General features: G+C 71.4%; 10 protein-coding genes and 2 pseudogenes. 5 read left to right on the top strand and 7 right to left on the bottom strand.

Annotated features, from left to right (window positions below; genetic code table 11):
* Window positions 1-204: pseudogene (locus tag K228_RS0118655) on the bottom strand (IS1380 family transposase); the annotation flags it as partial.
* Between the two features lie 121 nt (window positions 205-325).
* Between K228_RS0118655 and K228_RS0118650 the strand changes: the two are divergent.
* Both K228_RS0118650 and K228_RS25820 read left to right on the top strand, forming a co-directional pair.
* Entirely contained in the window at window positions 326-754 is a 429-nt protein-coding gene (locus tag K228_RS0118650) for a hypothetical protein (protein ID WP_025619804.1), read from the top strand.
* A gap of 18 nt (window positions 755-772) precedes the next feature.
* Window positions 773-1,545: pseudogene (locus tag K228_RS25820) on the top strand (hypothetical protein).
* Between the two features lie 195 nt (window positions 1,546-1,740).
* Here K228_RS25820 and K228_RS0118640 read toward each other — a convergent pair.
* The 3 genes from K228_RS0118640 to K228_RS0118630 form a co-directional block, all read right to left on the bottom strand.
* Entirely contained in the window at window positions 1,741-3,393 is a 1,653-nt protein-coding gene (locus tag K228_RS0118640; RefSeq protein ID WP_025619803.1) for an FAD-binding oxidoreductase, read from the bottom strand.
* A 90-nt stretch (window positions 3,394-3,483) separates the two neighbouring features.
* Window positions 3,484-4,167 carry a DedA family protein gene (locus K228_RS0118635; RefSeq protein ID WP_025619802.1) on the bottom strand — a complete coding sequence of 228 codons (684 nt, stop codon included), beginning with the start codon at window positions 4,165-4,167 and terminating at the stop codon, window positions 3,484-3,486.
* Window positions 4,168-4,259: 92 nt separating this feature from the next.
* Window positions 4,260-4,940 carry a class I SAM-dependent methyltransferase gene (locus K228_RS0118630; protein WP_025619801.1) on the bottom strand — a complete coding sequence of 227 codons (681 nt, stop codon included), beginning with the start codon at window positions 4,938-4,940 and terminating at the stop codon, window positions 4,260-4,262.
* Between the two features lie 186 nt (window positions 4,941-5,126).
* Here K228_RS0118630 and K228_RS0118625 point away from each other — a divergent pair, with 186 nt between their 5' ends.
* Window positions 5,127-5,330, top strand: coding sequence for a cold-shock protein (locus tag K228_RS0118625; protein WP_018216284.1), 204 nt, complete (start codon window positions 5,127-5,129; stop codon window positions 5,328-5,330).
* Between the two features lie 123 nt (window positions 5,331-5,453).
* Here K228_RS0118625 and K228_RS0118620 read toward each other — a convergent pair whose 3' ends face one another.
* Both K228_RS0118620 and K228_RS0118615 read right to left on the bottom strand, forming a co-directional pair.
* A complete protein-coding gene (locus tag K228_RS0118620) occupies window positions 5,454-7,115 on the bottom strand; it encodes a CocE/NonD family hydrolase (RefSeq protein WP_025619800.1) in 1,662 nt (553 codons plus the stop codon).
* Between the two features lie 4 nt (window positions 7,116-7,119).
* Window positions 7,120-7,632, bottom strand: coding sequence for a MarR family winged helix-turn-helix transcriptional regulator (locus K228_RS0118615; RefSeq protein ID WP_029723744.1), 513 nt, complete (start codon window positions 7,630-7,632; stop codon window positions 7,120-7,122).
* A gap of 156 nt (window positions 7,633-7,788) precedes the next feature.
* Here K228_RS0118615 and K228_RS0118610 point away from each other — a divergent pair, with 156 nt between their 5' ends.
* Window positions 7,789-9,915 (top strand): MMPL family transporter, encoded by a 2,127-nt coding sequence (locus K228_RS0118610; RefSeq protein WP_025619798.1) that lies wholly within the window; start codon window positions 7,789-7,791, stop codon window positions 9,913-9,915.
* 45 nt (window positions 9,916-9,960) lie between these two features.
* Here the strand turns inward: K228_RS0118610 and K228_RS30220 are convergent, their stop codons facing one another.
* The gene (locus tag K228_RS30220) at window positions 9,961-10,368 is read right to left on the bottom strand and encodes a transglycosylase SLT domain-containing protein (protein WP_342667127.1); all 408 of its coding nucleotides are present in this window, start codon (window positions 10,366-10,368) and stop codon (window positions 9,961-9,963) included.
* A gap of 19 nt (window positions 10,369-10,387) precedes the next feature.
* On the opposite strand from K228_RS30220, the gene K228_RS30215 reads away from it, so the two are divergent.
* Complete coding sequence (locus K228_RS30215) at window positions 10,388-10,849, top strand: hypothetical protein (RefSeq protein ID WP_029723745.1); 462 nt, start codon at window positions 10,388-10,390, stop codon at window positions 10,847-10,849.
* The last annotated feature ends 16 nt before the right edge of the window (window positions 10,850-10,865 follow it).

The following is a 10,865-nucleotide window of genomic DNA, read 5'->3' as shown; positions in this document are numbered from 1 at the left end:
GATCGAACACGCGATGTCGGTCAGGACCCGGCCCCGGTCGTGGACCGGCTGGAACCCGGGTTTGGCCAGTACCCTCGATATGCCCGCGGTCAGGCCGGTACGGTCGGCGAGCATCCGCAGGCCCGCCCCCCCCACCATCGCCACCACCCCGTCACCGTCAGCCGTGACGCGCAGGCCCTTCGACCATCCGGTAAGCTCACGCACGTCGGAAGTGCCTCCTCGCAAGAGATCCTGGTAGATGTCGCAATCACCATTTTCCCTTGCCTGGCAGGCACTTTCGCCTTTCCGGACCTCACGAAACCGTTACAAGATCACCACCTGGTGAATGTCCCGGGCCAAGGATGATGACATCTCTTCGGCTGGATCGGTGCCGACCTCCACTCCAACGACCGCGGCACCTCCGCCGCCTACACCCGCCCCGACGGGTCTCGACGCCAACACCAAGACCACCTGCGCCGCCGTGGGGGAGGACCTCAGCTCCGCATTGGAAGAAGTTGCCGAAGCGGAGGGGATCGGCCCGTTGGCCGGGCACCTGGCAGTTAGCGCGCAGTACTCGGCCGGAGCGGCAGCCCTCTATGTGCACACCTTTACCGACAACGACCAGGTCAACAGCGCCGTCGAGGAGGTCGCGAACGCGCTGGCCGACCTGGCCGACACCTGGGCCGAGGCGCCAAAGAAGGCACCGAGCACGACGGACCTCACCATCGCCCAGCAGAACCTGACCACGGCCTGCGCCGCTGGCCAGGGAAGCTGACTGCAACAAGGAGCCTGTGTGGCGAGGAACAAGCCGCCGTTCGGGATGCAGGCGATGCTCCGGCTGGAACGCGGCACCGCAAGCGCCATCGAAACGCTGCGCCGATACGCCCCTCTCGCCGACGAGATCGGCGCCGACGGGATAGATGTCGATGACGAACGGGCGGACCTGCTGCTGTCGGGTTCTCTCGTCGCGGTGAGCGAGGAACGTGCCAGGCACGCCATGGCAGGCCCGCTGCTGCACCGCTTCGGCTGGCGTGAACAGGACTTCGTCTACTCGCCGAACGTCCGCTACGCGGAGACCCTCGTCCCCCCGTCCGGCCCGCCGGCCACCCGGCTGGTGATCGACCGAGCCGACCAGGAGATGGGCTGGGAAGGCGCTACCCACGGCACCGGCCGCACCCCCGACCGCACCCTGGGCATCGGGCCAGCCGAGACCGATATCGTCGGCCGGCTCTTCGTCGCCGTCCCGGCCACACCATCACCGGAACAGTGGCGGCGCTGGAGCCGTGGCTGCCCCGCGTCGAGCCCAGCGGCGCCGGCGTGGATCCGGGCGGGGCCGCCCTGGTGTATGTCGCCCACGGCGGCCTACGGACCGAGGCGGAACGGCTCGGTCCAGGCCCGGTCGAGACCGGCCGCATCGAGGGCGACGCCGACCACGTCATCGAGACTGCGACCGCCGCCGACGGCACGACCCTCTGGCTACGCTGCGGCGCCGACCCCGTCGACCGGCACTGGCCCGGCATTATCGAGATCCAGGAAATGGCGGCCCCCGAATACTTTCTGGACTAACCGCGGTGCTTTACCCCGACCAGTCAGACCGAGCGATACATGATAAAGAGTTTGAATATCATGCCCTCAATGTCTTCATGCGCCAGCGACTGCGCTCCCGGACCACAAAGTACAGCAGAGCCCGACCCTCAGTGACGCCTCGACCTCAACATCGGTCAATGCCACCGGGCACCCCGTCGAAGCCACCAGCTCGATCTACCCACTCCCGGGGCTGGCCGCCGGATGCACCGCAGCGCCGACGCCCGGAGCGTCCAGGAGGACGCCGGGGTTGAGCACCCAGGACGGGTCCAGCGCGGCCTTCGCGGCGCGCAACGCCAGCGCCACCGGCTCGGGGCGCTGCTGGTCGTACCAGGGTCGATGGTCGCGGCCGACGGCGTGGTGGTGGGTGATGGTGCCTCCGGCGGCGAGCAGCGCCGCGGAGACGGCGGACTTGATCTGATCCCACTGGGCGAGGGTGCTGCCCCACCGGCCGGCGGCGTAGACGCCGAAGTAGGGGACCGGCCCGTCCGGGTAGACGTGGGTGAACCGGCAGGTGACCACGCCGGCCGCACCCACCTCCCGCAACGCCGCGTTGACCGCGTCGAGCACCGCGGCCCGCAACGCCGGATAGCGATCCCAGGTACAGGCGGTCTCGAAGGTCTCCACGATCATCGACCGGGCCGCGAGGGCATCCCGCTGGTACGGCATCCGCAGGAACGACGACCGCCAGGTGTCCGTGGCGCTACTCCCCCGGGATGCCGACGCGTCGCGTTCCCGGGGTGGTTCGGGCAGCGTCCCGCCGTGGTCGCGGCACAGTTCGACGGCACGGTCCAGCGCGGGCTCGACCGGGTGGTCCGCGGACTCGAAGCCCAGCACGAGCATCCCGCCGCCGGTGGCCACGCCAGCGTTCAGCAGCGCCTCCGCCGGGTCGAGCAGCCGGCAGTTGCTCGGGTGCAGCCCGGACTGGGCGATCGCCCGGGTCGCCGCGACGGCCGCGTCGTGGTCGTCGAAGTGCACCGCCACGTCGGCCCGCCACCGTGGCCGATCCTGCACCCGAAGCCACGCCTCGGTGATGACGCCGAGCGTGCCCTCCGAGCCGAGGAACAGCCGGTCCGGTGACGGCCCCGCGCCGGAGGCCGGCAACCGTCGGGACTGGCTGGTGCCGGTCGGGGTGACCACCCGCAGCGCCTCCACCAGGTCGTCGATGTGGGTCAGGACCGTCGCGTAGTGCCCGCCCGCCCGCGTCGCGAGCCAGCCACCGAGCGTGGAGAATTCGAACGACTGTGGGAAGTGCCGCAGGGTGAGGTGCTGCGGGCGAAGGTGGTCCTCCAGCGCCGGCCCGAACACGCCGGCCTGGACCCGCGCCGCCCGACTGGTCCGGTCGACCTCCAGCACCCGGTCGAGCCGGCCGAGGTCGAGACTGATCGTGCCGGGGTAGCCGTCGCCCACCCGGGGCTCTACCCCACCGACCACAGAGGAGCCGCCACCATACGGGACGACCGCCAGGCCGGACCGCGAGCACCAGTCCAGCAGGTCAACCACGTCCTGTTCGGAGGTGGGGCGGGCGATCAGGTCCGGCGGGTGCCGTACCTCGCCGTGCAGGTTCCGGACCACGTCCCGGAACGCCTTTCCGTGCGCGTGGGCCGCCCGGTCGGCCAGCTCAGCCGAGCAGAGGTGCGCCAGCGCCGCCGGCGGGGTGACCCGCGCCGGCGGCAGGTCCAACTCGGCCACCGGCGGCGGTTCGTGCGGGGTCAGGTCAACGTCGGGTAGCAGGGCCCGCACCCGGTCGACCAGCCGCGCGGCCTCAGCGCCGGCTACCGCGTCCGCAACGTAGCCCCAGCCCCACCATGAACGGCGCTTCGCGGGCATCCAGTCTCCCCACCGTCACCGATATCGATGCAGGAAACCTACTCGACCGACGACGTGACCGGTATCCCATCGCCCGGCGCCGCTGACCCGTCAGCCACGGTCGGGGCCGGGCCCCCGCTCCGGTGCGGCTGCGTGGTGGAGGGCTTCGGCCGAGGCCGGGTGCCCGTCGTCGGGCAGCTCCGGCAGGAACCGATGCCGAGTCGCCGCCAACACCCCGGTGGCGAGCAGCAGCCCGACCACCATCGTCACCAGCATCGGGCTGGGTGCACCGGGCAGCAGCCCGGTGATCGACCGGGCTGCTGTGCCCAGCACCAGATAGAGCCCGCCCCACGCCGCCGCACCGAGCGCCGCGCAGCCCACAAACCGCCGGTACGACATCCGCAACCCACCGGCGACCAGCGGCAACAACGCGTTGAGGACCGGCAGGAAGGGCGCCACCAGCACCATTTGGCCGCCGCTGCGGCGCAACATATGCTCCGCCGCCACCCACCGCCGTTCGCCGATCCAGTCGCCGACCCGCCCGCGCCGCAGCCGGTCGGCGAAGCGACGGCCGACCAGGAAGCTCAGCGACCAGCCGGCCAGGCAGCCAGCAACCACTGTGCCGAGCACGGCGAGGCCGGCGCTGGGGCCCTGCGCCCCCACCGCTGCGAGGATCGCCACATCCCCGGGCACCAGCACCCCCAACAGCGGCACGGCATCGAAGACCATCACCAACCCGAGCACCCCCAACAGCAGTAGGGTGGGAAGCTCTCCGATCTGGGCCAGCCAATCCATGCCCGACACGTTAGAACCCAGTCGCCTCCCCGGGCATCCGGAGTGGCCCCCAACCGCCCCTGATTCCCACTCAGGGTCGCCGTCGGCGTCGGTCAGGCGGGCCGCAGCACCTGCACCCGCCGCACCGGGGAGTCGGCGGTCGGCTCGGTGGTCGGCACCAGATACTCGGCGACGACCGCCATCCCGTGGGCCGGTACATGCCCGCGGCCCGGCTCGCCGACCAGCACGTTGACCTCGGCGGACGCGACGCGGTGAAGGAAGGGCAGCATCCGCGCCGCCGTCGCCCGGTCGTACAGGACATCGCCGGCTACCAGCAGATCCAACTCGGTTGGGGCGTCGTCCAGCAGGTCCCGGTCGGTGGCCGCGATCCGCACGCCGTTGGCCCGCGCGTTGACTGTGACGGCGGCCACCGAGTACGGATCGGTGTCGGCGGCCACGACCTGCGCTGCGCCGGCCAGCGCGGCGGCGACCGCGACCACGCCCGAGCCAGCGGCCAGATCGAGTACCCGACGACCCTTCACCAGGTCGGGGTGGTCGAGCAGGTGCCGGGCGAGGGCCTGACCGCCGGGCCACACCGACGCCCAGTACGGCGGGGGCAGCGTATGCCCGGCTCGGGCCTCCATCCGCGCCCACCACACGATCGGATCCTCGGCGAGATGCAGCCGCAGTTCGGGCACGAACGGCACGGGCAACAGCCGCAGCCGGTCCAGGCCCTGGCCGGGCGCAGCGATCTCCCGTTCCAGGTCGACCAGCGCGGTCGCGGCTACGCCCACCGGGGCAGCATGCCCTAGTCTGGTCGGCCACCGTGCGGTGTTCGGCAGGTCCGCCCCGGACCGGTCATTTCGTTGCCTACGGCACTTCGTCCAGCGGATTGGCGCGCGGCCCGCTACTGTCGGGAAGGTACCGGGCGATCATCGGCCGCCGGCCGGGGGTTGCCCGCTTGGAACAGGGAGAGATGCATGGCAACCGGCACCGTCAAGTGGTTCAACGCAGAAAAGGGCTTCGGCTTCATCGAGCAGGATGGCGGGGGGCCGGACGTCTTCGTCCACTACTCGTCGATCTCGATGAGCGGTTACCGGGAGCTGAGCGAGGGCCAGAAGGTCGACTTCGATGTAACCCAGGGCCAGAAGGGCCCGCAGGCGGATAACGTCCGCCCGGCGTGACCTGGCACGGTGGCGGCGGTCGGACCAACCGGCCGCCGCCACCGTAGCGTGCATTCCCACGGGTGGGAGTGCGCCACAAGGCGTTGACCTGCCGATCGACCAGCGACCCTGGCCGCGGGTTGGCTACGGGCGAGCTGAAGAGGATCGATATTCCACCGTGGGCAGGACTACCGCCGACGGGTGCTGCGGATCGTGCAGGATCTCCCGCCATCCGGCTTGCAGGGTGACCGCGGTGCCGAGCGGATCGCCGGTGCCGGGGTTGCGCGCGTACCGGGGATGGGCCCCGCCGCAGATCTGCACCCGCAGTCGGTGACCGGCGGCGAACCGGTGGGCCACCGGCCACAACGGCACCACGACGCGGACCGCGCCCGTCGGGTCGGCCGTGAAGACGGTCGGGCTGATTCGGACCAGTCCATCGCAGATGTTCCAGGAGCGACCCCGACGATCCACGTCGCAGAGTCGCACGAAGACGTCGAGGTGAGGTAGCTCACTTCGGATGAAGACCTCCGCCTCGACCGGTCCGATGACCTCCATCGCCACCGGCAGCGCCGTGCTAGTCCAGGTCAGTACATCCGGGCGAGCCTCAACGGGCCGGTTGTCGACCGGGCCGGCCTGCTGGGCCACCAGCAGCGGGCCCCCCACCGATGGGGTGGGGTCGGCCGGGTCGTACCAGAAACCGTCCGGGGCTGAGGCTGGCGACGGCGCAGCACGCAATGCACCCTCCGGGTGCAGGTACCAGGGGGTCGGTGTGGCTGGGGGCGGCCAGTCCGGCAACTCCCGCCAGCCGCCGCCGGCGCCGCCGACGTGCAGACGGACCGGGGCACGAGCGCGCCCGGGGTGGCCACCCAGGTGTTCGTCGAGCCAGTCCAGTCCGTCGCGGAGCGCGGCGACGGAGAGCCCCGGGCTGCCGTGCGTCCACGGCCCGACGATGAGCCGGGGCGTGGCACCGGCCGCGCGCAGGGCCGCGAAGTCGCGCAGCTGGGCGGGGAGGAAGATGTCGTGCCAGCCACCGATCATGGCTACTGGGGCGCGCACCTCGGCGAGCCGGTCGCCGAAGACCCGGGCCTGCCAGTAGGCCGCGTCGGGCGTGTGGTGACGCAGCCACTCCTGGAAGAAGGGCACAGTCACGCCGGTGGTGACCCGGTCCGCCTCGGCCAACGGCAGGTGGGACAGGCCGGCGGCGAGCCGGGGCTGGCCACGCCGGAGTTCCCACTGCCGGGCGAGCCACCCGACGGTTTGCGCCTGGAGCAGCTCGACCCAGGTGAGCACGGTGTCCAGGGCGAAGGACTCACCCGGATACGTCGAATCGCGGGTGCCGGAGGCGGTCACCACCGCGACCATCGCCCGGAGGTCCGCCCCGGCGTCGGCGGCGACGGCCCACTGGACGAAGCCCTGGTAGCTGGCCCCGAACATGCCGAACTCGCCGTTCCACCAGGGCTGTCGCCGTAGCCAGTCGAGGGTGTCGAGGCCGTCCTCGCGCTCGTGTACCAGCGGGTCGAACCGGCTGCCGGAGCCATCGGTGCCCCGGCAGGACTGGATCACCACGTGGTAGCCCCGCTCGCCGATGAGCCGGCCGAGCAGCCGCATCGGCCCGCCCCGCCCGTACGGGGTGCGGATCAGCACCGTGGGCGCGACCGGGCGGTCCGGGGCGTAGTGGTCGGTGCGCAGCGACACGCCGTCGCGAACCCGGACCGGGATGTCTCGGGTCAGCCTGACCCGGCGGGTACGCGGCGGCGGCAGGCGCAACATGGCCGTGGCTGCCCGTGTTGCCAGCGCCGCGAACACGGCCTCAGCCGTTCGCCCGACGTGGCTCGGGGCGGGCAGCCCGGACCGCGTCGCGGTGTTCGCGGAGCGTGGCCCGGACGGCCGTGACGAAGCGGTGGACGGTCTCCAACTCGTCGTCGGTGAAGCCGAGCATCACCGCGTCGGTCCGGCGGCCGAGCGGTTGGAAGAACTCCCTCGCCACCTCGGCACCGCGGTCGGCGTAGTGCACCAGGACCTTGCGCCGGTCGGTGGAGGTGCGGTCGCGGCGGACGTGGCCGGCGCGTTCCAGCCGGTCGAGGAGGGCGGTGACCGAACCGGAGGAGAGGTCGAGTTGTTCGCCGAGGCGACCTGGGGTGATCGGGTCACCATGTAGTTCGGCGTCCATGACGGCGATCAGGGCCTGCAGATCGGTGGCACCGAGTCCGTGCAGGTTGGCGAAGGCATGGCCGACGTGTTGGGCGTCCACCGCGTACCGCCGGAGCTCGTTGGCGATCTCCGCGATCAGTTGCTCGCGCCGGGTATCGCGTCGCCGGTACATGCCCTGACCTGCCACGTCCCGATTTTCTCCTCACCCTGGTGATGTGGTTGCAGCATAGCGGAGGGACCGATAATCTCGCTTATCGAGATACTCGGCCGTCGGGTATTCCCGACGTGAGTAACCGAGCCGTCATCCCGTCGAGCCCACGAGGAAACGATGTCCGTCTTCACCCAGGTCGCCCGGGGCAGGTGGGCCGCGTGGCTCACTGTGCTCACCGCGATCGTCCTCGGTGCCGCGGTCTTCGGGCTGCCGAAGCCCGACAACCCCGCGCCCGTCTCCGCCACCGGTCTCTCCGACCAGTGGCAGTCCACCCAGGTCGAGCGGCTCCAGGAACAGCTGCCCGCCAGCGAGGTCCAGCCGGCTCTCGTCGTCCTCAGTCGCGCTGACGGCGGAGCGCTCACCGCCGCCGACCAGGAGACCATCACCGCGCAGATCGACGAGCTACGCCGGTTCGCGGTCAATGGGCAGGTGCCGCCACCACAGGTCGCCCCGGACGGCTCGGTCGCTTTGCTCGCCGTGCCGCTCTCCGCCACCGAGGGGCAGGAGCGAACCGTCGAGACCATTGACGAGCTGCGGGCCACGCTGGCCGACACTCCGGCGGCCCTCACCGTCGAGGTCACCGGGGCGCCGGCCTTCACCACCGACCTGACCCGGGTCTTCGACGGCGCGGACACCACCCTGCTGGCGGTAACCGCCGCCGTGGTGGCGCTGCTACTGCTGATCACCTACCGCAGCCCGGTCCTCTGGATGGTGCCGCTGGCGGTCGTCGCCGCCACCGAGCAGCTCACCCTGCGCGCAATCGAGACGATCGTGCCGGCGGTCGGGATCAACCTGCAGTCAGGGTCCGTCACCGGCATCGCCAGCGTCCTCGTCTTCGGCGCCGCCACCAACTACGCGCTGCTGCTGATCGCCCGCTACCGGGAGGAGCTGCGCCGCGAGGCAGACCGCTTCACGGCGATGCGAACCGCCCTGGGCCGCACCGCGGAACCCATCCTGGCCAGCGGCTCCACCGTCGTCCTAGGCGTTCTCACCCTGCTGCTGTCCGAGCAGGAGAACAACCGGGCGCTCGCCGTGGCCTGCGCCACCGGTGTCGTGTTCGCCATGTTCTCCGCGCTCTTCGTGCTCCCGGCCGCCCTGGTGCTCTTCGGCCGGGGCCTGTTCTGGCCGTTCGTCCCACGCCTCGGCAGCGCGGTCACCGAGGGCCGCCTGTGGGGCCGGCTCGGCACCGTGGTCCTGCGCCGCCCGGCCTCCGTCGCGGTCCTGGCGACGCTGCTGCTGGCCGGTCTCGCCCTCGGCGGCCTGAGCCTCCGCACCGGACTGTCGGAAACCGAGCAGTTCCGGGTCGAACCGGAGGCGGTCGCCGGAGCACAGACCCTGGCCACCGCGTTCCCCGCCGGGACCACCCAACCGGTCGCGGTGCTCACCACCCCGACCGCCGCTGCGGCGGTCACCGCCGCCGCCGCCACGGTGCCCGGTGTCGCCTCAGCTCGCCCGGGTAGCACCGGCGCCACCGTGGCCCAGGTCGACGTGGTGCTGGCCGCCGAGCCCGGCACCGCCGCCTCCGACCAGGCGGTACGGGAGCTGCGCACAGCGGTCGCCGCAGTACCCGACTCCGCCCCACCCGCGGTTGCCGGCACCGGCCCCTTCGACGGAGCCCTCGTCGGCGGCACCGTCGCCGCCGGCTACGACACCGCCGAAGCCAACCGGGTGGACCTGCGGCTGATCCTGCCAATCATCCTGCTGCTGGTCGCCGCCGTCCTAGTGCTGCTGCTGCGCGGCCTGCTGGCCCCGGTGCTGCTGGTGGTCACCGTGATCGCGTCCTTCTTCGCCAGCCTCGGGGCGGCGTGGCTGCTCTTCGACCACGTCTTGGGCCTCCCCGCGCTGGACAGCGGCGTGCTCCTGCTCGCGTTCGTGTTCCTCGTCGCACTTGGGGTGGACTACAACATCTTCCTGGTCACCCGGGCCCGGGAGGACGCCCGCCGCACCGGGACCCGCGACGGGATGCTCTCGGCGCTCCGGGTTACCGGCGGCGTCATCACCAGCGCGGGGGTGCTCCTCGCCGCGGTCTTCGCCGTCCTCGGTGTGCTCCCGCTGATCCTGCTCACCCAGATCGGAGTCATCGTCTGCATCGGTGTCCTGCTCGACACCCTGCTCGTCCGGACGGTGCTGGTCCCCGCTCTCGTGTTCCTGCTCGGCGACCGGTTCTGGTGGCCCGGCCGCCCGCCGGCTGTGGCCCACGGACCGACCCCGGCCACACCGGCACCGGTCCCCGCCCACGACTGACGGCCCTCGTTCGGGCGCCACCGCATGGACGTGGCGCCCGAGCCGTCAGTAGGCGAGACAGACGCACTCGGTCATCAGAGCGCGTACGTTGCCCACATAGCGCGGATTCGGGATGGTGATCGGGCCCTCCCCGCTCGCCACCGCGGCGTGGCCGTAGTTGTAACTGGCGATCACCGCGTTGAGCAGGCACGAGTTCAGCTCGGCCGAGCACAGCGCGGCGTCCAGCCGGTAGTCGCCGTCAAAGTACAGGTCGCCGATGTACTTGGTCAGCCAGGCCAGGTAGTTCGCACCGAGATAGGCGTTGTCGCGGTAGTCCCACACGTCGTAGCTCTGCCCGAACCGTTGGTTCATCCAGTCGGCGGTCGCGGGCATCACCTGCATCAACCCGATGCCGCCGTCGCAGGCGATGATCGTGGACTGCCAGCCGCTCTCCTGCCACGCCGTCGCCTTCACCAGAGTCGACGGAATCCGAATGTCCGGTGCGGAGGTCGGCCAGTACGTCTTCGCCGCGGCGTCGGCAAGTGCCGACTTCATCTGCGCGCGGGAGGCCGGCGAACCCTCGTGGCGGGGCGGGCAGCCGGTCGGCTCCGGCGGTGGCGGTGGCGGTGGCGCCTGCGTCTCCTGTGCGGGTTTCGCCGCCGCCGGAGACGACGTGGTGGCGGTGGGCTTCGATGCGGGCCGAACACTGGGTGAAGCGCTGGGTGAACTGCTGGGTGCGGCGCTCTGGCTCGGCGCGTCACCCAACTCTGTCCGCGCGAGTGGGGTGGCCGTCGTCGCAGTCGGCAACACCTCCGTGGTGCTGGTCTCCCCGGTCGGGCCGGTCGCCTCCGGGACGCCTCCCCCCGCGCACCCCACGGTCAGCAGCACAACAGCGAGCGCACCCACGCCGATCCGGAGCATCCTCATGTCTCCCCCTCCGACCGACGCAAGGTAGCAGTTGTCGATGCCTA

Origin of the sequence: Salinispora cortesiana, from assembly GCF_000484695.1 — a bacterium.
Classification (GTDB): domain Bacteria; phylum Actinomycetota; class Actinomycetes; order Mycobacteriales; family Micromonosporaceae; genus Micromonospora; species Micromonospora cortesiana.
Note: the sequence above shows the minus strand (reverse complement) of the source record. Positions and strands in the feature narration are given on the sequence as shown.